This window comes from Kosakonia sp. H7A, assembly GCF_003028445.1.
In the GTDB taxonomy this organism is placed as follows: Bacteria; Pseudomonadota; Gammaproteobacteria; order Enterobacterales; family Enterobacteriaceae; genus Kosakonia; species Kosakonia radicincitans.
Map to the genome: position 1 here is coordinate 171,346 of NZ_PYTZ01000008.1, position 19,844 is coordinate 191,189.

Consider the following 19,844-nt stretch of genomic DNA (forward strand, 5'->3'; position numbering starts at 1 on the left):
ATAGCGTCCTGTATGACAATCGAATAAAAGCCCCTGGTGCGACGCAGGGGCTTATTTCATGGCGTGCCGATTAACGTGCAGTTACCAGCTCGCGTTTCATCTCGATAATCTGTTTGAAATCGTCCACGCTGCCCGGGCCGATATGCTGCGTGCCGCCCATCGCTTTCACGAAGCAGGCGTGATTATCGGTATCCAGTTTCTTCACGGCGGTAATGACTTTGGCTTTGAAATCCGCCGGCAGGCTGTTGCTCACCAGAATCGGGCCGTTCGGGATCAGCGTCGATTCCCAGATGATGCGGATCTCTTTCATCAGATTCGGGTGATCCATGCGGATCAGGCGGTTAAAGGCGCCCGTGCTGTAGCCGGTATTATAATCGCCAACCATTGACGTCCAGGTGACCGCGCCCGCGAACTGGCCGTTCAGCACGCCGAGGATGTCCTGCTCATGACCGCCAGAGAAGGTAACGCTGGAGAAGTAGTTGTTGTATTTGTTGTCGGCATTGCCGCCGAACTTCTGTTTGAACGCGTAGTTCGGGATCAGGTAGCCGGAGGTGGAATCCGGGTCCGCAAAGCCGAACGCTTTGCCTTTCAGATCTTCCAGCTTTTTGTACGGGCTGTCGGCTTTCACGATCACCACGGAGTGGTAACCGCGCGATTGATCTTTATCGTCAACGGCGATGCCCACGATATCGACCGCTTTCGGGTTGTTGATATACACCGAGGCGTAAGAGGAAGGCGACATGCTCAGTACCACGTCAACTTTCCCGCCCAGCAGCCCCTGGATCACACCGGAGTAGTCAGAGGAGTTGCGCAGTTTGGTATCGACGTTCAGCTCTTTATCGAGAAACTCTTTCACACACTGGTTATCGCCGATTTGCTGGGTCGCGTTCTGCCCGCCCAGAATCCCCAGATTCAATTCCTTCGGCTGCTCAGCGGCAGAGGCCTGCCATGCCAACAGAAGACCTGTCATCAATGCAGATAAACGTAATGCGCCAGAAATAGGGTTTTTCATTGTCATTGCCTGTGTTGTCTCATTGGAAGGAATAATTAATGCAATTGGCTGATTTCATCGCCGTACAGCACGTGCAGAACATCCTGTGTCAGCCGGGAAGGGTGGTCATCGAAAATAATGCGTCCCTGCGCCACGCCGATAACCCGCGTGCAGTACTCTTTCACCAGCTCAACAGAGTGCAGGTTGACCATCACGCTGATGCCCTGCTGGCTCACTTCGCGCAGCACGTCCATGATGCGCTGGGTATTTTTCGGATCCAGCGAAGCGACAGGTTCGTCCGCCAGTAATAACGAGGGGTTCTGGATCAGCGCCCGGCAAATCGCCACGCGCTGCATCTGCCCGCCGGAGAGCGTCTCTGCACGCTGTAACGCATGCGGCAGCATGTTCAGCCATTCGAGCAGGGCGATGGCTTTCGCGCGGTCTTCGTCGGTGAAAACTTTAAACAGCGATTTTAGCGTTGATGTCTGGCTCAGACGCCCAAGCAACACGTTGGTCAGCACATCCAGGCGCGGAACGAGGCAGAAGTCCTGGAAAATCATGCCGCACTGGCTGCGCCACTGATTGAGCGCACGGCCTTTCAGACGTGAGACATCACGCGGCTCGCCTTCATCATCGGTGTAACTTAAGATCTCGCCAGCGCTGGCGCTGTGCGTGCCATTCATTACATGTAAAAGCGTTGATTTACCCGCGCCGGAACGGCCAATCACGCCGACCATCTCGCCGCTGTGCAGATCGAAACTGATATCGTCCAGCACGGTCTGATGCTCGTTATATGATTTGCGCAAGTTCCTGACGCTCAGCACCTTTTGTTTCGGCACGGTGTTTAATTGATGCAGAGGCGAATAGGGGTGTTCAGAAAGTTCTGCCAACGCGCTGTTCATAAGTCTTCCGGTTTTTGTCATTCAACTGGCGACCATTAACGGCACAACAGATGATCGTTTTATGACGAACAGGCGAACAAATAATGAACGCGAAGGTTTCGCTTAAGGTTGGGCAGGCCACCGCAGGCTGCGGTGGCGGGTAGCTGAGGCGATGTTTATATCATGCGGATAATCAGACACGCTGCGCCCCAGGCGCCTTCTACCCCTTCGTCATGAATTTCCGAAGTGACCTGGTAAACGTGATAACGGTCAGCGATCTGTTTCCGTACGTAGTCTTCCACGCGCGCAAATTTCTGCGACACCTTCTCCGCACCGCTAAGCAACTCACCGTCGGCGGCGGAGTAGTAATAGGCGAAGGCGCCAAATTTAATGGAAGAGGTTTCGCGGCTGATTTTCAGCACTGAGGTAATACGCTCGATATCGTGATACCAGGTGGAGGGGCCGCCGGGCTGGTTTTTCACTTCAATAACGGCGCGCGGCTGGGATTTTCCCCACCACAGCAGAATATCAAAGCGCCCATTCAGCCGCGCTTTAAGAGGTTTGGGGCCAGGCGCGATAGCCTGCGCATGTTCCATCGAACTGCTGCCATTACTCTCGATGGTAACGAATTTCGCCCCTTCCATTTCGCTCAACTCTTTGGCGATATAGGTGGTCAGCATGTACTCCGCGGCTGTCCACACCCAGTATCCACCTGACATTTTCCGGTAATCTTCATGCGCTTTCTCAATCCCGGAAATGATTGCGCCGCTGATAACGTCCGTTGCCACTGCTGCCATTGCGTTGTGATCTCCTGAAAGTTTGCGGTCAGCATACGCTTGTATCGGTATATCGATGGGGCGATATAAGACACTAAACGGGGTATTTTTACGTTATTTCACACGACGTTATTTTCTTCTTTCTGGCTATTTTTCGGCACGAGAAGGCGGACAGAGCATGATATTAAGCGGATATTTACGGTTTTTTTGCCTGCTATTTTCCGCGCGGAAACAGCATATATTTAAATCACGTCACCGTCACAAAAGTCAGAAAAAACAAGCAACTTTATTGCATCGGTTGGCGCACGGTCTATATGTTAATTTTGTGTTTCAAAAACAATACCTGGGGGTTGTATGGAAGGGAAGATTGCAACGCTGGCCGCCGTTCTGGCCACCGTATTTGCTGGCTCTGCGCTGGCGGCGGTGCCTGCGGGCTATCCGGCGGAGTATCAGAAAATCGTCGATGCCGGGACGAAAGAGGGCAAAGTCGTTATCTATTCGACAACGGATACCAAAGCTGCAGGCCCGCTGATTAAAGGCTTTGAGGAGCAATATCCGGGAATTAAAGTCGAATATAACGATATGAACAGCACCGAGCTGTATAACCGCTATCTCAGCGAGCAGGCCTCCGGCAGCGGCAGCGGCGATGTGGTCTGGAGTTCATCGATGGATACCGCGCTGAAGCTGGCGACGGATTATGCCGCCGAATATGCTTCACCAGAAAAAGAGAAATTACCGAAGTGGGCGGTGTGGCAGCAAAAAGCCTATGGCACCACCTATGAACCGGTGGTGTTTATTTATAATAAACGGCTGATCCCCGCAGGCGATGTTCCCGATTCTCACAGCGCGCTGGCGAAATTAATCGCCGCGCAGAGCGATAAATTCAAAAATAAAGTCACCACCTACGATATTGAAAAGTCCGGCCTCGGTTTTATGCTCGCCGTGCAGGACAGCAAAAGCGACAAAGACTATTTCGCGCATCTGGGGGATATCGCCAAAGGCGGCCTGACGGTGCAATCCTCCACCGGCACCATGATGGAGCGCGTCTCGTCGGGTGAAAACCTGATCGGTTACAACATCCTTGGCTCGTATGCTGAAGCGCGCATTAAAGGGGATAAATCGCTGGGCATCTCTTACCCGAAAGATTATGTGCTGGTGCTGTCGCGCGTGTCGTTTATCAGTGCGGAAGCGGAACACAGCAACGCGGCGAAACTGTGGTTTGACTATGTGCTGTCGGAAAAAGGGCAGAGTATTCTCGCCAACCAGGCGGATATTCCTTCCCTGCGCCAGGATATTGAAGGCAAAAACGATATTGATGGCATGACCAAACTGCTGGGGCAGGCGCTGAAGCCGATCCCGGTGGATGAATCATTGCTGGAATATCTGGAGCCGAAAAAACGTCTGGAATTTATTAAACAGTGGCGTGAAGCCGCCGCCAAATAATCTCCATCACCGTTGTGCATCGCTGCGATGCACAACGTTTTGTTGGCATGACAGAGCGTAAAGGGATGATTTATGAATATCGTGCGCAGAAAATGGCAGGGGTTGCCGCGTGGCGTAACCGTATTAATTACCGCACTGGTTATTTATATCCCGCTGTTATTTATTGTGGTGCAGAGCTTCCTTTCCGCACCCTTTTTCGCCCGCAGCAAAGAGTTCAGCCTTGAATCCTTTGCCTTTATTTTTACCGATCCTGATTTTTATCTGGCGCTGAAATCCGGCTTCATTCTGGCTTTCGGGCTGGTGATTATTGCGATTCCACTGGGTGGTATTCTCGCCTTTCTGATGGTACGCACTGATTTACCGGGCCGTCGGTTTATCGAGCCGTTGATTCTGGTGCCGATTTTCGTCTCGCCGATGGTGCTCGGTTTTGGCTATGTGGTTGCCGCCGGGCCGGTGGGCTTTTTCTCGCGCTGGGCGGAGGAGCTTATCGGTTTTGTGCCGTGGAACATCTACTCGATGTTCAGCATTGTGGTGATTGCCGGTTTAACCCATGTGCCGCACGCTTATCTCTATATTTCGTCAGCATTACGCAGCGTCGGTTCGGATGTTGAAGAGGCGGCGCGTACCGTCGGCGCATCGCCACTTCAGGTGATGACTGCCGTCAGCCTGCCGATGGTTCGCCCCTCGATTCTGTATGCCTGCGTGCTGCTCTTTTTCCTCGGTCTGGAAGTGTTCGGCCTGATGCTGGTGCTCGGCGATCCCGAAGGCAACATGGTGCTGGCAACATATCTGTATAAGTTGACCAACAAACTGGGTACGCCGTCGTACCACCTGATGGCGGCGGTGGCCGTGGTGCTGATTTGCATCACCATTCCGCTGGTGATGTTGCAGCGCCGGTTGATGCGCACCGCCAACCGTTTCGTCACCATGAAGGGCAAAGCCTCTCAGGCGCGCGCGCTGCCGCTCGGCAAATGGCGCTGGGTGGCAGGAATGGTGGTGGTGGCGTGGCTCACCGTGACCATCGGCGTGCCATTGATAGGCGTGGTGCTGCGGGCGTTTATTGCCAACTGGGGCGTCGGCGTTTCGTTGTGGGACGAGTTTTCGCTCTCCACGTTTCGCAGTATCTGGCAGCAGCCGAACCTGCTGCGCGCCATCGTCAACTCAATGGCTATTGGCGTGATTGGCGGCGTGCTGGCGGTGGTCTGCTATCTGTTCGTCGGCATTGCGATGCACCGCAAGCAGGATAACGTCACGCGCTTTCTCGACTATAGCGTGCTGGTGCCGCGCGCTGTGCCTGGGCTGCTGGCGGGGCTGGCGTTCTTATGGGTGTTCCTTTTCCTGCCGATGTGGCTGGATCAGTCGCTGAAAAACGGCTGGCTCTCGGGGCTGCCGGTGGCGCAGTGGCTGCGCGACAACCTGATCGTCTGGCTACGTTCATTGCGCACCACCATCTTCAGCGTCTGGCTGGCCTATACCGTGGTGTGGATGGCGTACGGTCTGCGCTTGATCTCCTCCACGTTGTTGCAGGTCGGGCCGGAGCTGGAAGAGGCGGCGCGCAGCACTGGTGCGTCGCGCGGGCAGGTAACCCGTCACGTCACGGTGCCACTGTCGCGCTACGGTTTGATCGGCTCCTGGCTACTGATGTTCCTGATTTTTGAGCGTGAATACTCAACCGGCGTTTACCTGCTTTCTCCGGGGACGGAAACCATCGGCTCGATGCTGGTGTCGCTGTGGGCGGCGGGCGCGATCGATATCGTCGCTGCCCTGTCGTTTATCAATATTCTGCTGGTGGTCATCGGTCTTGGCGTGGCCCTGCGCTTTGGAGTGAAATTACATGATTGAGCTGGCTGTAGATAATCTGCATCTGACCTATGGCGACAATCCGGTACTGAAAGGCGTCTCCATGCAACTGAAACGGGGCGAAGTTGTTTCGCTGCTTGGCCCTTCCGGAAGCGGTAAAACCACGCTGCTGCGCGCCGTCGCCGGGCTGGAAAAACCGAGCCAGGGGCGCATCACCATTGGCAGCAATGTGGTGTACGACGGCAATCCGCGCAGTGAAGTGCCCGCCGAGGAGCGCAATCTGGGGCTGGTGTTCCAGTCTTACGCCTTGTGGCCGCATAAAACGGTATTCGAGAATGTGGCGTATCCGCTGAAACTGCGTAAAGTGGCGTCGGCGGAGATCGCTCAGCGGGTGCAAACGGTGCTGGATCAACTCGGGCTGGGAACGCTGGGCAAACGCCACCCGCATCAACTCTCCGGCGGCCAGCAGCAGCGCGTGGCGATTGGCCGGGCGCTGGTCTATAACCCGCCGGTTATTTTGCTGGATGAGCCGCTGTCAAACCTCGATGCCAAGCTGCGTGAAGAGGCGCGGGTATTCCTGCGCGAGCTGATCGTCAAACTCGGTTTATCGGCGCTGATGGTAACGCACGATCAGAATGAAGCGATGGCGATTTCGGATCGCATCCTGCTGCTGAACAATGGCGTTATCGAACAGCAGGGCACACCGCAGGAGATGTACAGCACGCCCTCAACGCTGTTTACCGCTGAATTTATGGGCAGCAATAACCGCCTGCATGGCAACATTACCGAGGTGGTGAACGGCAAGGCGCGTATTGAAGGTGCGCGCTGGGCGTTGTGGGGCGTGGCCGGGCCGGGCGTCGAGGTGGGCCAACCAGCGACGGCAGTGATCCGCGTGGAAAGCCTGCGGTTAAGCGATCAACCGCAGGACAACTCGCTGGAGCTGCCGATGCTTACCAGCATGTATCTTGGCGACCGCTGGGAATATCTGTTCCGCACGCAGGGGGATGATTTTGTGCTGCGCGTTTACGGTACTCAGCCGCGCAGCGAGCAGAATTACCGCCTGGTGCTGCCCGCCGAACAGCTATGGATCTTCCCGAAAAGCGGTTCACCAGGGTAACGCCACCCAGCGGTAACCCAGCGCAATGGTGCCGGCGATAATGGTCAAAATGGCGGCGAAATGCATTAACAGATCCGGCGCGCTGAGGTGCGCCGGATGGCAAAACGCCAGCAACGTCAGCGCCATACAGGCCACGCCCGCGCCCGCCACTGCCAGGCTCCGCGCCGGGAACAGCGATCGGGTGCGGTGCAGATAACCAATCACAATCGCCATCATTGGCGCGCTGACCACCAGCATAAACAGATAGCAATTCGGCCCTTCAACGCTGGTGGCAGAAGCCTGCGAGTAGTGCAGGTGCAGATTACTCAGCGTGCTGGCGAACCAGATGCTAAACAGCGGCGCAAACCACTTCCAGCCAAGCGGCTGCTGCCCGGCAATGCTCAGCAAAAAAGCATTACGAATCGCCAGCGTTCCGGCAACAAAGGTCAACAGCAACTGCACGATAACCCACGCCGCGCCGCTCTGCGACCAGTCGGTCAGGGTTCTGTTCAGCAATAAGCTGGCGGCAATACCGCACGGTAACGCCGTCGCCAGCCAGGCAATCACGCGCAAGCCAGGTTGCCAGGGGCGTTTTACCGGCGCGATGGAGCGGCTTAACTTCTCAATTAACAGGTCATGATCGGCCATGATGTGCTCCCAACCGACGAAGATTATTCAGGGCGCGATGCAGCAATGACTTCACGGCGGAGACCGTCAGGTTATTGTGCGTCGCGGTTTCCGCAAGGCTCATCTCCCGCAGATGAACATGCTCAATCACCTGCCGCTGGCGGTCCGGTAACTGATTCAGCAGCGCCGACAGCTCTTCCGGCGCCTGCGATGGCTCGCTGCTGGCAATCAGCAGTGATGCGTCCTCGCTTTCCACTTCCCGCTGCCAGTGGCGACCGCGTTTGCGCAGTGCATCGACGGTGCGGGCATGAGCAATCGCCATCAGCCACGGCAGGAAAGGGGCGCTGGGATCGTAGGTATGACGCACCCGGTGCACGGTGAGCAGCACATCCTGAATCACATCATCCACCAGCACCTCGTCGGCAATCTGCCTGCGGGCAAGCGTGCGGATAACGGGCACCAGCGCTTTCAGCAGCCGCGTGTAAGCCTGCTGGTCGCCTGCCTGCGCAAGCGCCATCAGGCGTGGCCATTCGTCACGCGCTGCCTCACTTTTTTGCATAATCCGCCTTTAGGTTTTTTTCCCGCTCGCCTGATTCAGCGCATTCACCACGATCGAGGGCGTCAGCACTTGCGGCAGGATCTTCGGCGCGCTGCCGTCTGCCGGGTAGACCACATAGAGCGGCAGGCTGCCCTGGCCCAGGTCGTTGAGCGCGTCATCAATATCCGCGTTAAATTTCGTGGAGTCGGCCACCATATAGAGTGTACCTGTCTGCGCCAGCGCGGTTTTCACTGCCTGAGTGGAGAGCGATGTACGCTCATTAACCTGGCAGGTGATGCACCACGAGGCGGTGAAATTGACAAAGATGGCTTTGCCATGCCCGCGATTCTCCGCCACCGTTTGCGGTGACCATTTCACCTCGGCAATGTGCGCTGCGGGCAGCGTGCTACCGCTTTTCACCACCGGCGGTAGCGGCACAATGGCGGCAAGCAGCAGCACGGCGGTAGTCGCGAACAACACTTTATGACCGCGTCCGGCAAAGCGGCGTTGTTGCGCCATACCGTACAGCCAGGCGGCAAAACTCACCACCACCGATGCAGCAAGAATCGCCGCCAGCGCCGTGGTGCCCGCCTGCTGCGCCAGCACCCACACCAGCCAGCCGAAAGCGCCGAACATCGGAAACGCCAGCCCGCGTTTGAGCGTATTCATCCATGCGCCGGGGCGCGGCAGCCATTTACCGAGCGACGGAAACAGCGAAATCAGGCTGAACGGCGCGGCAAACCCGAGCGCCAGCGCGAAAAATACCGCCAGCGCAACGGCGGGCGGCTGCACTAACGCATAACCAATCGCGCCCGCCATAAACGGCGCAGCGCAAGGGGTTGCGACAATGATCGCCAGTGCGCCGGTCAGCGCCGCGCGGATAAATGCGCCGCGTTCAACCTCAATCTCTCCGGCGCGTTGCAGGCTGAGGCCCACCTCAAACACGCCGAGCAAATTGAGCGCCGCGCCGAGGATCACCAGCGCCAGAAAGGCGATCACCAGCGGCGACTGGAGCTGAAACCCCCAGCCGACCGCTGTGCCGCCCGCACGTAATGCAAGCAGAACCCCGGCCAGTATCATCATCGTCACCACGGTGCCGAGCAGAAAACCGAAACCTTCCTGACGGGTTTGCGCCGGTCCCCCGACGTGACGGATTAGGCCCAGCGCTTTCAGCGAGATAATCGGAAAGACGCAGGGCATAAAGTTGAGAATAATGCCGCCTGCGAAGGCGGCGAGCATAGCGGTCAACATAGCGATTCTCTGCAAGTTGGAGGGTTACTGCGCATCAGGAATGCGCACTGGCGTACTGTTTCACCGCTTCCATTGTTTTCTGAATATGCGTTTCCGGATTTCTGTCAGTGTAGCTCAGCAGGATCTTGCCATCCGGGGCGATGACAAACGAGGTGCGATCGGAAAGGGTTTTGCCATTCATCTGCATCAGCGTGTCGTAGCGGGCGGCCACTTTGGCTCCCGGATCGGCGGTGACGGTGAATTTATCGCGGCACTCCAGCTTCGAGAACTCATCCACTTGATCGGTATTCCCGGCGGTGACGCCAATCACCGTGGCGCCGAGCTTTTTGAAATCGTCAGTGGCTTCGGCAAAGGCATGCGCTTCAATGGTACAGCCTTTACTAAACGCCGCCGGGAAGAAGTAGAGTACCACCGGCCCTTTTTTCAGCGCCTGCTGTAAGGAGAAGGTCAGCGGTTTCCCGGCCAGCGCACCTTGCAGTTGAAAATCCGGTGCCTGTGCTCCGGCGGGCAGGGCGGCCTGGGCATTGGCGATGTTGAGCAGGGCAGCGGCAGTAAGGCTAAGCACGAGTTTTTTTATCGGGGTCATGTTGCGCTCCATAAGGGTGAAGAACGTTAACGCTCATAGACAGTTCGCCGCTACAGAGGGAAAAGTTTCGCCGGGCAGAAAATTTTCTCCGCACTTGCTCACTTGTTGTGCTGTAGCCTGGTTTCATTTATTCATTGAGTGTATTTCACGACTGCTAAATATAAGTAAGGAATTTATGATGTGATAATTCCTAATCAATTAACCGGCAAAAAAGAAAAACGCTATGCTGTCAGTAATACCGCTCGTTAAGGTGTTTCGCTCGCGTTGGAATCCTTTTCTTGCACTAAAAGTTATTTTTAAAAAATTCTTTTAATTCATTATGTTAACTATTAGGAATAATTAACATGGCAATTATTCATTGCTTTAATTGAGAATAGTCTTAATGTGTGAAAAATAGGCTATAATTAAAATTGTTTCTTTTCAGAAGCACTGATTCCCTCTGGTTGTGTCGCGTCATTATGGTAAAAGTCAATGATTTTTAATTCCGCCGCCAAAAAAAGTGGTTTGCTTCGTCGATATAACCGTCTGCTTAATAAGTACAGCACTTATCCTAACGAATTATCACTGGCGCAGATTGCTGAAACCCTGGCCTGCACGTCACGTTATGCGCGCTCGCTACTGAATGAGATGCAGGAAGAGGGCTGGCTTGCCTGGAGTTCCCGGCCGGGACGCGGCGCGCTGGGCGTTTTGCAGTGCCGGATGACAACGGCGGCGATGGAAACCTTGATCGCCGGAGAGTATCCGGCGTCGGAGACGAAAAACGCCCCTGCGACGGTTGGAACGCAGGCTTCTGAAGATGGTTACCGTTACGTCATCTCTTTTTATCGCCCGCTGCTGACGCCGGTTCCTTCAGTGCATGTCGACAGGGCAGGACGTCATGTTTTGCAGATGGTGCACGATGGATTAATGCGCCACCTGCCAGAACAGCTCGAGCCGGTTCCCGGTCTGGCGCATACGGTACGCGTCAGTGACGATGGGTTGTGCTGGCGTTTTATGCTGCGGCGCGGGCTGGTGTGGCATAACGGCGAACCGGTTGCACCGGAACAACTGCTGGCTGCACTGCAACGCTATGTCGGCGGGCCGGGTCTGCCGCATGTGGTGTCGGCAACGCTGCGCGGTCATGTATTAACGCTGACGCTGCGCCAGCCGGATATCATGCTGCCCTGGCGGCTGGCTAACCCGGTTTATGCTTTGCCACACCCTGAGAATGGCTCGATCGGGCTGGGGCCGTTTCGCGTCAGTGAGCACACCAATACCCGGCTGGTTCTCTCGCGCGCCGCCAACTGGTACGGCGAAACACCGCAGGCCGCGGAAGTGACGTTCAATACACCGCTGAACAGCCTGCCGCTGCCGTTCGAAGTACATCTGGATACTCCCCGCTCGCTGCTGACGCCGGACGCCGTGACCTGCAAGCAGAGCGCCGATGCCTTTTACTATCTTTTCTTTAATATGCTGCGTGCCCGGTTGAGCCCGGAGCAGCAGAAGACGATCCGCGTTCTCACGCGATCGATTAGCGCGGCCTTTATCAAGAATGAGAAGAATGCCGCCCCGCTGCCGGAGTGGATGCGGGAAGAAGAGGAGAGTTACGTCGAAACGACACTCCCTGCCACCCTTAATCTGATCTATTTTCGTTCGCCGAAAATGACGAAGCTGGTCGGTGCGCTGGAGAAGAGCCTGAGCTATCGCGGGTGTCGGCTCAACGTGACGCCGGTGAACGTCACCCACTGGCTGCTGCAGGATAATATCTGGGAAGAGCAGGATATCTGCTTCGCGTTTATGCGCTTTGGTCACTACCCGGAGTTTTCAATGGAAGAGCGCTTTCGTCACAGCGTGATTTGGCGCTGGTTCTGGGGAACGGAACAGTGGCAGCGCGCAACCAGCACGCTGGATAAGATCAATGCCGGGGCTGCGACAGCGTATCAGCAGCGCATTCAGCGCCTGCTGCGTTTTATGATTCACCGTGGTTTGATAGTGCCCCAGTTCCTGCAACGCTACCGGCTGATGGCGCCGACTTCAATTCAGGGGATTCGCTGCTACTCACAGTGCTGGCCGGATTTTACTCGCCTGTGGACCGACGAACCTGACACAGAGGAAGGTGTTGTCGCAGATGCGTCGCGCTAGTGTTATATCTCACTGAATTGCTGTCTTGTGGTTTTTAAATTCGGTTATTTGGCGGGAGATCGCTGCTCAGCGATACTTTCCGCTACTGTTTTGCGGCTGTAATGTGTAATTTTACTTTTATATTGTTTTAAAACAATGAGTTATATTGTTTCTTTTTGCCATAAGTCAGGCTGGACGGCAACACATTCTGCACATAAAATACATGCTACGTGTTCTGTTAATTATTAAATTAACCGATCTTCACGTTCTGATAAGTATATTCTATGACAAACAAATGGGTGCCTTAATGGCATCTTTTGGTGTTTGTTTTTTTATATATGTCCTGTCATTCATTCCCTTCTTTTGAAATTAAATAAATACCACTCAATTTACTTGTATTTATAATGTGGTTTTTATTTTTATTTTATAAATTATTGATATGCAAAAAAATTGCCACCTAATGGTGGCAAGTCGAAAGAAGTGGTTTATATCGCATGATAAGAATGGATAATCGCAACTACTACTAAACTAATACGCGGGCGCGGTATCAGAATTTTCGCGACAGGGATATTTTCGCTATTTTTATGCTGCTCGTAAACATTATTTTTAAGCAACTTCTCTCTGCAAACAACGATAAAAGGCACAGAATATCCACTTATTTACCGTGCCTTTTTATTTAATGTTGCTCAATTATGCTGACTCAGAATTTTTAACCGGAAAAAAAGGATCAAAAAAAGCGGTTTTGCGCTTTAATGCGACCCGATGTCGTAAGGTTATCAAACCGGTTGAAACATCTGGAAACACTTTCCCGCTGTTTGTACCATCTATAGAGACAGCGCATCACACCGAGATGCGGTACATCGTGCCTGCATCCTGCTGGCCGCTACCGCCGCTTGCGCCGTACATTGGCGAAGAGGCCACCTGGCTGACCAGCTTCTTCACGTCGCTCACCCGTTTCATGTGCATCTCCAGCAGTTGATAGCTCTGCTGATTCTGCTCATTACACTTTTTCACCACGCGGGTAATGCGCTCCCACAGGGCGGCAGGTTCGCGATGACGCATAAAGGGAGGCGCTATCCGCAACTGCGTCTCTTCCTGACGGCGCTGTTCATCATAAAAGTTGATCGCCGCTAACAGCCGGCTCTTGTTATCCGAGATCACCTGGAGCGAGACCGGATTGATTTGCGCCTGACTTAGCTGGCGGTTCTCTTCGGCGAGCGTGCTGTCCAGTTCGTCCAGCCGCTTCACCATGTTGTGCAAAATAACGGTAAAATTTTCCATCGTTACATCAGACTCTGTATTACGAGAAATTGAAGATGTCGCGCACCAGCGCGCTGGCGATTTTGTCGCTGTCGAGGGTCAGTTCACCGGCATCCATTTTGGCCTTGATCCCGGCAACGCGTGCGGTATCGATATCCCGGCTGGTATCCGATTTGAACTGTTGGGTCAGTTGACTGAGTTTGACCTGGGTGCTGGATTCTCCGGCGGCGTCTTTACGCGCTTGAGAAGCCTGAGCGTTTTTGTCGCGTATCTCAGATTGAGATTGCATGCTGGTTGCCTGGACAGGCTTCGCCTGCCGGGTGCGTTCTATGTTCATACTGTTCCTGGTTTTAATGCGTTGCGTGGGCCTTTAATACATAAGTCGGCACGCAGGCAATAAAACTGAAATCAATTGTCCATGTTCATACTTACCCTCTCGTCGCCGATCACAACGGCAGTCAAAATCTGCCCATTACGCATCTGTACCCGGACGCGATCGTCCAGCCCGCCGTTATTCAGCGCTTTCCCCCGGGCGTGGATCATAAAGCCTTCGCCCGGCGCGACGATATCCACTTCCTGGGTCGCCAGTACCGCCCAGCGATGGCGCAACTGGTTGGCCGCCAGCGGCTGCCCCGGATGCAGCGCTCGTGTAGGCGTGGAGCCGATAATTTTTTCTGCGTCGAACAGCAGACCAGCGGGTAAGTTGGCCAGTTCACCCTCCATCGGGCGAATATCCGGCGGGGTGATGACCTGGCCGGCGGTGAGTGGGCGTGCAACAACCCAGTATTTGCCGGTGGCATTTACCTTTATCTGAATAAAATGCTGCTTATTCCCGCAGCGGGCCGCCACGCTGCGGTTTCCGGTCAGTCGCGCCGGATTCCCGATAAGGCGCAAATCCGGCTCAGGACATAGCTTTGCGAGTCTCGCTTCGGGCGTCAAAATGGCGATATGAAACGTCGGCTGGTTTTGCCCTTCATTATTAGCAGCTAACAGACTGGCGATTCGGCTTTGCAGTTCGCTGGTCGCTGCCTGCGCCGGGGACAGAGATAACCCCCAGCACATTAATAAAGTGCATGAGAGTTTACTTAACGAAATAGGCATAACAAACACGGCCCTGGTGATAATATAAAAAATGTCGGATATAGTTATTTGATTGTAATGGAGTACGTCTTTTATTGCTGAGTAAAATGCTGACACTTTTGCTGGCAATTCCCGCTATTAATGTTGTCGGCTATCTCTACGTTATCTTTTTGTCATCCTCTTTTTTTGAAGTATCCAAATGCGCTTACTTCTGACGGGTTTTTAAAGTTTAGAATTATCTGCTTGTCTCTTAGACTATGCCCAGAATCATTTCCCGAACGAGGGCGAGTCGTTTCATGTTTGACAAACTTGATAATGAATTACGTTTCCAGCAGCAGGCATTAAGTTTGATGTCCCGTCGGCAAGATATTCTGGCTTCTAATATTGCGAATGCCGATACGCCAGGATATCAGGCGCGAGATATTGATTTCTCTAAGCAATTGAAAAATGCGATGCGTCAGGAAACACAACATAATGGCCCATTGTCATTATCATTAACGTCCGGGAAACATATTCCTGGCGTCGCGCCGAAAATGGACGATCGGCAACTTCTCTACCGTATTCCTGACCAGCCAAGCGCGGATGGTAATACGGTGGATATGGATCGTGAACGCGTTAATTTTGCTGATAATAATGTGAAATATCAGTCGAGTTTAACCATTCTCGGCACTCAGATTAAAAATATGATGAGTGTCATTAATCAGGGCTAATCATTCTCATGTCGCTGTTTAGTATTTTCAATATCTCTGGCTCAGCCATGTCCGCTCAGTCAAAAAGACTTAACGTAAGTGCCAGTAATATGGCAAATGCCGACAGTATAGCCGGGCCGGATGGTAAACCTTACCGCGCCAAACAGGTTGTATTTAATGTCGATAATGCTGTCGGCCAGAATATTGGCGGCGTAAAAGTTAGCGGTATTACCGAGTCTAATAATCCGGATCGTCTGGTGTATGAACCTGCGAATCCATTAGCGGATGACAAAGGTTACGTACATATGCCGAACGTCGATGTCGTCGGTGAAATGGTGAATACCATTTCGGCTTCCCGCAGTTATCAGGCGAACGTTGAAGTTATGAATTCGGCAAAAACGTTAATGCTGAAAACGCTGACTTTAGGCCAATAAGGATTGTTATGTCTGTTTCACCCGTAATGAATAACCAGACCACGACGACCGCGAAAACTCGCGCGGCGTCTGAGTCGTCGGGCTCTGGCGGTGTCAGCACCAACTCCACCGCCAATGAGTTGCTGGATAACTTTATGACGTTGCTGGTCGCGCAGATGCAGAACCAGGATCCGACATCGCCAATGGACAACAACCAGTTGACCTCGCAGTTGGCGCAGTTCAACACCGCCGCAGGCGTCGAACAGCTTAACAGCACCATGGACAGCATGGGCGTGCTGGTTGCCGGTATGCAGCAGATGAACTCAGCGGACTGGGTTGGGCGCGACATCATGATCAAAGGCGATCCAGTGGTCTCTACTGCCGAGGGCGGCAACCAGAAAATGGGTCTCAACCTTGGCAGCGATGCAGATGAAATCACCGTCACGCTGACCGACTCCGCCGGTAATGCGTACACCACCACCATGCAGGACGTGAAAGCGGGTGTTCATCAGTACACGCTGGACGATTTGGGCGATTTCCAGCCTGCCGATCCGCGCGCGCTGAGCGATACCACCTTCACCGTCTCTTTCTCCGCGACGAACGCCGACGGAAATACGCCTGAAGTTGAAGCGCTGAAGCCTGCAAAAGTTCAGAGCGTTGCGTTCACCGCCAGCGGTGCGGAACTGCAATTGGGTATCGATGGTTCAGCCTCACTGAGCGATGTGTTCCTCATCGAATAATTTTCACCTCTAGTTTTGTGCAATCACTGTACAGGGAATTTATCAAATGGGTTTTTCTCAAGGTCTTAGTGGCCTGAATGCCGCTTCGCAGGCACTCGATGTTGTCGGTAACAACATTGCTAACTCCCAAACCGTAGGGTTTAAATCAGGCGCGATTGCGTTTGCTGACGTTTTTGCCGGATCGCAGATCGGCATGGGCGTTCAGGTTGCCGGTGTAAACCAGAACTTCAGCGATGGCGTACTGGGCGCAGGCAGCAGCCAGCTGGATATGGGTATCCAGGGCAACGGTTTCTTCCGCATGGTCACTGAAGCTGGCAACGTGTTTTACAGCCGTAACGGTCAGTTTGAAACCGACCAGAATGGTTATGTTGTTAATAGCCAGGGCATGCGTCTGACGGGCTATATGGCCATTGGTACTCCGCCGGAAATTCAGCAGGGTTCACCGGTTGGGCCGATTCAGATCCCGACCGGCCAGATGCCGGCTCGCGCCTCTGATGCTGGATCGATCAGCGGTAACCTCGACTCCGGCAACGACGTTGTAACCACCACGCCGTTCGATCCGGAAGATGGCGACAGCTACACCTACTCCACCCAGGTTAACGCTTACGACAGCCTGGGCAACGAGCATGCCATTAACGTCTATTACGTTAAAACCGCCGATAACAAGTGGACGGCTTACTCCGTTGACTCTACCGCTCCGGGCGCGACGCCGGGCCAGGTGGATCTGGAATTTGATACCTCCGGCAAGCTGATAACTAACCCGGCGGATCTGAACGTGCAGGGCGCGGCCTATAAAGGCGGCGATGCGCTGAACTTCGACATCGATCTCTCTGGTCTTACCCAGCAGGCTTCCGAAAACACCATGGACAGCCCAAGCACCACTGGTTACCCGCCGGGAATGATGAACGGCTACAACGTGGGTGATAACGGGCAGATCATTGCAACCTACAGCAACGGTAAGAGCCAGTTGCTGGGCCAGGTGGTGCTCTCCAACTTCACCAACCCGGGCGGTCTCTCTTCTCAGGGCAACAACTGCTGGGCGGAAACACCGGAGTCGGGCCAGCCGGTAATCGGTATCGCCGATACGGGCAACCTGGGTTCGCTGAACGGCAACATGCTGGAAGCCTCCAACGTGGATCTGAGCCAGGAGATGGTCAATTTGATCGTCTACCAGCGCAACTATCAGTCCAACTCTCAGACCATCAAAACCCAGTCTGACATCCTGCAAACGCTGGTTAACCTGGGCTAAGGGTAACGTCTTATGGATCGCGCGATATATACCGCGATGGGTGCCGCGAATGCGGCGCTTAATCGCCAGGCGGTAACCGCAAACAATCTGGCCAACACTTCAACCAACGGCTTTCGCGCTCAGATAGCGGCTTATCGCGCTATTCCGGTGCACGGCCCGTCGGTTGAAACCCGCACGATGGTGGCGGCGTCCACGCCGTGGAGCGATGACACGATGGGTGCCATCAATCCGACCGGGCGCGATCTGGATGTTGCGCTGCCGCAGAACGGCTGGCTGGCAGTACAACTGCCGGATGGCAGCGAAGGCTATACCAAAGACGGCAACATTGAAGTGGATGCCGAAGGCACGTTGCGGGTTCGCGGTATGCCGTTGATGGGCGATGGCGACCCGGTAACCGTGCCGCCGCAAGCCAAATTGACCATTGCGCCGGACGGCACAATCACCGCGCTTGGTGCGGGCGATGAACCGACAGCGGTGGCGCAGGTTGGGCGGCTGAAGATGGTGAATGCCTCTCCGGCGCTGCTGAAAAACGGCGATGACGGTCTGTTTCACGTTGCCGATCCGACGACCCCGGCGACGCTTCCCGCCGACGCGAATCTCAAATTGATGCCCGGCATGCTGGAAGGCAGCAACGCCAGCCCGATGAAATCAATGGTGGAGATGATCGCAACGGCCCGTGGTTTTGACATGAACATGAAAGTCATTACCACCGTGGATGACAACGAAAAAAGCGCCAACCAGTTACTGAGCGCCGGTTAATCCTGGCGAGGAGAAAGAGAATGATCCGTTCCCTGTGGATTGCAAAAACGGGCCTTGAAGCTCAGCAAACCAATATGGATGTAATTTCCAACAACCTGGCGAATGTCAGCACCAATGGCTTTAAACGCCAGCGCGCTGTGTTTGAAGATTTGATTTACCAGACATTGCGCCAGCCGGGAGCGCAGTCTTCCGAACAGACCACTATTCCTTCTGGCTTGCAGTTAGGGACCGGGGTTCGTCCGGTGGCGACCGAGCGTATTCACAGCCAGGGTAGCCTGACGCAGACCAATAACACCAAAGACGTGGCGATTGAAGGCGGCGGTTTCTTCCAGGTGCTGCTGCCGGACGGTACCACGGCCTACACCCGCGATGGCTCGTTCCAGTTCGATCAGAATGGGCAACTGGTGACCTCCAGCGGCTATCAGGTGCAGCCTGCCATCACCATTCCGCAGGAAGCGCAAAGCCTGACTATCGGCAGCGATGGCACGGTCAGCGTCACGGTCGCCGGGCAGACTGCGCCGCAGCAGGTTGGGCAACTGACGCTGTCGTCATTTATCAATGATTCCGGCCTGGAAAGCATTGGCGAAAACTTATACCGCGAGACGCAATCTTCCGGCGCACCGAATGAATCAACCCCCGGTCTGAACGGTGCTGGCACCCTGAAACAGGGCTACGTGGAAACCTCCAACGTTAACGTAGCGGAAGAGCTGGTCAACATGATCCAGACCCAGCGCGCTTATGAAATCAACAGTAAAGCGGTTTCCACCTCTGACCAGATGCTGCAACGCCTGACTCAACTTTGATCTTTAGCCGCGGGTTCACTCGCGGCTGCTTTTCCTTTAGTGACTGAGATGACCTATCACCTTTGCTCTCTGCCTGTGCTCCGTCGTCTGGCAACGACCCTTATTCTGCCGTTTGTGATCGCTGGCTGCGCGTATATCCCGCAAAAGCCGCTGGTGGATGGCGCAACCAGCGCGGCGCCCGCACCCGTTGCGGCGGCCGCGGTCAATGGATCGATTTTCCAGTCGGGGCAGGCGATGAACTATGGGTATCAACCGCTGTTTGAAGACCGCCGTCCACGGAACATCGGCGACACGCTGACCATCGTGCTGCAAGAAAATGTCAGTGCCAGCAAGAGCTCTTCCGCCAATGCCTCGCGTGATGGCTCGACGGATGTGGGCATTACGGCTGTTCCTGGTTTTATGTCCGGGCTGGTTGGCCGCGGGAAGGCGGACGCCTCGTTCAGCGGCAGCAACGATTTTGCCGGTAAAGGCGGCGCGGCGGCAAAAAATACCTTCAGCGGCACCATCACCGTCACGGTGAAACAGGTGCTGGAAAACGGCAACCTGGCTGTGGTGGGCGAAAAACAGATCGCCATCAACCAGGGGACTGAATTTATACGTTTTTCCGGCATCGTGAACCCACGCACCATCAGCGGCAGCAATACGGTTGTTTCCACCCAGGTGGCGGATGCGCGCATTGAATATGTGGGCAATGGCTACATCAACGAAGCACAACAAATGGGCTGGTTGCAGCGGCTGTTCCTTAACCTTTCTCCGATGTAA

The 19,844-nt window shown here is 54.5% G+C and carries 21 protein-coding genes; 11 read left to right on the forward strand and 10 right to left on the reverse strand.

Annotation, left to right across the window (positions count from 1 at the left end):
• Positions 1-70 precede the first annotated feature (70 nt).
• The 3 genes from phnD to CWM66_RS22375 form a co-directional block, all read right to left on the reverse strand.
• Entirely contained in the window at positions 71-1,012 is a 942-nt protein-coding gene (gene phnD, locus CWM66_RS22365) for a phosphonate ABC transporter substrate-binding protein (protein WP_035890112.1), read from the reverse strand.
• A gap of 35 nt (positions 1,013-1,047) precedes the next feature.
• On the reverse strand, positions 1,048-1,893 hold the full coding sequence (gene phnC, locus CWM66_RS22370; RefSeq protein ID WP_090398506.1) for a phosphonate ABC transporter ATP-binding protein: 846 nt from the start codon (positions 1,891-1,893) through the stop codon (positions 1,048-1,050).
• 155 nt (positions 1,894-2,048) lie between these two features.
• Positions 2,049-2,669 carry a hypothetical protein gene (locus tag CWM66_RS22375; protein ID WP_007370607.1) on the reverse strand — a complete coding sequence of 207 codons (621 nt, stop codon included), beginning with the start codon at positions 2,667-2,669 and terminating at the stop codon, positions 2,049-2,051.
• A gap of 333 nt (positions 2,670-3,002) precedes the next feature.
• Between CWM66_RS22375 and CWM66_RS22380 the strand changes: the two genes are divergently transcribed.
• The 3 genes from CWM66_RS22380 (at position 3,003) to CWM66_RS22390 (ending at position 7,008) form a co-directional block, all read left to right on the forward strand.
• A complete protein-coding gene (locus CWM66_RS22380) occupies positions 3,003-4,091 on the forward strand; it encodes an ABC transporter substrate-binding protein (RefSeq protein WP_007370608.1) in 1,089 nt (362 codons plus the stop codon).
• Between the two features lie 72 nt (positions 4,092-4,163).
• Positions 4,164-5,933: an iron ABC transporter permease gene (locus tag CWM66_RS22385; protein WP_007370609.1), complete on the forward strand. Its 1,770-nt coding sequence runs from the start codon at positions 4,164-4,166 to the stop codon at positions 5,931-5,933.
• On the forward strand, positions 5,926-7,008 hold the full coding sequence (locus CWM66_RS22390; protein ID WP_007370610.1) for an ABC transporter ATP-binding protein: 1,083 nt from the start codon (positions 5,926-5,928) through the stop codon (positions 7,006-7,008). The genes CWM66_RS22385 and CWM66_RS22390 overlap by 8 nt, the downstream gene beginning before the upstream one ends.
• Here the strand turns inward: CWM66_RS22390 and CWM66_RS22395 are convergent.
• Genes CWM66_RS22395 through CWM66_RS22410 form a run of 4 tightly spaced genes read right to left on the reverse strand, consistent with a single transcriptional unit; the run spans position 6,997 to position 9,989 of the window.
• Complete coding sequence (locus tag CWM66_RS22395) at positions 6,997-7,635, reverse strand: DUF1109 domain-containing protein (RefSeq protein WP_107147311.1); 639 nt, start codon at positions 7,633-7,635, stop codon at positions 6,997-6,999. The genes CWM66_RS22390 and CWM66_RS22395 overlap by 12 nt on opposite strands.
• Positions 7,622-8,173: a sigma-70 family RNA polymerase sigma factor gene (locus tag CWM66_RS22400; protein ID WP_007370612.1), complete on the reverse strand. Its 552-nt coding sequence runs from the start codon at positions 8,171-8,173 to the stop codon at positions 7,622-7,624. The genes CWM66_RS22395 and CWM66_RS22400 overlap by 14 nt, the downstream gene beginning before the upstream one ends.
• A gap of 9 nt (positions 8,174-8,182) precedes the next feature.
• Positions 8,183-9,403: a protein-disulfide reductase DsbD gene (locus CWM66_RS22405; RefSeq protein ID WP_072439190.1), complete on the reverse strand. Its 1,221-nt coding sequence runs from the start codon at positions 9,401-9,403 to the stop codon at positions 8,183-8,185.
• A gap of 34 nt (positions 9,404-9,437) precedes the next feature.
• Positions 9,438-9,989 (reverse strand): peroxiredoxin, encoded by a 552-nt coding sequence (locus CWM66_RS22410; RefSeq protein ID WP_007370614.1) that lies wholly within the window; start codon positions 9,987-9,989, stop codon positions 9,438-9,440.
• A 471-nt stretch (positions 9,990-10,460) separates the two neighbouring features.
• On the opposite strand from CWM66_RS22410, the gene CWM66_RS22415 reads away from it, so the two are divergent.
• Positions 10,461-12,110 (forward strand): SgrR family transcriptional regulator, encoded by a 1,650-nt coding sequence (locus CWM66_RS22415; protein ID WP_107147312.1) that lies wholly within the window; start codon positions 10,461-10,463, stop codon positions 12,108-12,110.
• Positions 12,111-12,929: 819 nt separating this feature from the next.
• On the opposite strand, the gene CWM66_RS22420 is transcribed toward CWM66_RS22415, so the two are convergent.
• The 3 genes from CWM66_RS22420 to flgA all read right to left on the reverse strand — a co-directional run bounded on the left by CWM66_RS22420 (position 12,930) and on the right by flgA (position 14,450).
• Positions 12,930-13,370, reverse strand: coding sequence for a flagella synthesis protein FlgN (locus CWM66_RS22420; protein ID WP_072439194.1), 441 nt, complete (start codon positions 13,368-13,370; stop codon positions 12,930-12,932).
• Between the two features lie 19 nt (positions 13,371-13,389).
• Positions 13,390-13,686, reverse strand: coding sequence for a flagellar biosynthesis anti-sigma factor FlgM (flgM, locus tag CWM66_RS22425; RefSeq protein ID WP_007370618.1), 297 nt, complete (start codon positions 13,684-13,686; stop codon positions 13,390-13,392).
• Between the two features lie 71 nt (positions 13,687-13,757).
• Complete coding sequence (flgA, locus tag CWM66_RS22430) at positions 13,758-14,450, reverse strand: flagellar basal body P-ring formation chaperone FlgA (protein WP_233218419.1); 693 nt, start codon at positions 14,448-14,450, stop codon at positions 13,758-13,760.
• A 275-nt stretch (positions 14,451-14,725) separates the two neighbouring features.
• Between flgA and flgB the strand changes: the two genes are divergently transcribed.
• The 7 genes from flgB to CWM66_RS22465 are packed head-to-tail and all read left to right on the forward strand — an operon-like array spanning position 14,726 to position 19,844.
• Positions 14,726-15,139, forward strand: a complete 414-nt coding sequence (gene flgB / locus CWM66_RS22435) for a flagellar basal body rod protein FlgB (RefSeq protein WP_035888263.1) — start codon at positions 14,726-14,728, stop codon at positions 15,137-15,139.
• An 8-nt stretch (positions 15,140-15,147) separates the two neighbouring features.
• Entirely contained in the window at positions 15,148-15,552 is a 405-nt protein-coding gene (gene flgC, locus CWM66_RS22440) for a flagellar basal body rod protein FlgC (RefSeq protein WP_007370622.1), read from the forward strand.
• 8 nt (positions 15,553-15,560) lie between these two features.
• Positions 15,561-16,271 (forward strand): flagellar hook assembly protein FlgD, encoded by a 711-nt coding sequence (locus tag CWM66_RS22445; protein ID WP_007370623.1) that lies wholly within the window; start codon positions 15,561-15,563, stop codon positions 16,269-16,271.
• A 46-nt stretch (positions 16,272-16,317) separates the two neighbouring features.
• A complete protein-coding gene (gene flgE, locus CWM66_RS22450) occupies positions 16,318-17,520 on the forward strand; it encodes a flagellar hook protein FlgE (protein ID WP_107147314.1) in 1,203 nt (400 codons plus the stop codon).
• Positions 17,521-17,532: 12 nt separating this feature from the next.
• Positions 17,533-18,279 carry a flagellar basal body rod protein FlgF gene (locus CWM66_RS22455; protein ID WP_107147315.1) on the forward strand — a complete coding sequence of 249 codons (747 nt, stop codon included), beginning with the start codon at positions 17,533-17,535 and terminating at the stop codon, positions 18,277-18,279.
• Between the two features lie 20 nt (positions 18,280-18,299).
• A complete protein-coding gene (flgG, locus tag CWM66_RS22460; protein ID WP_007370626.1) occupies positions 18,300-19,082 on the forward strand; it encodes a flagellar basal-body rod protein FlgG in 783 nt (260 codons plus the stop codon).
• A 48-nt stretch (positions 19,083-19,130) separates the two neighbouring features.
• Entirely contained in the window at positions 19,131-19,844 is a 714-nt protein-coding gene (locus CWM66_RS22465; RefSeq protein WP_035942100.1) for a flagellar basal body L-ring protein FlgH, read from the forward strand.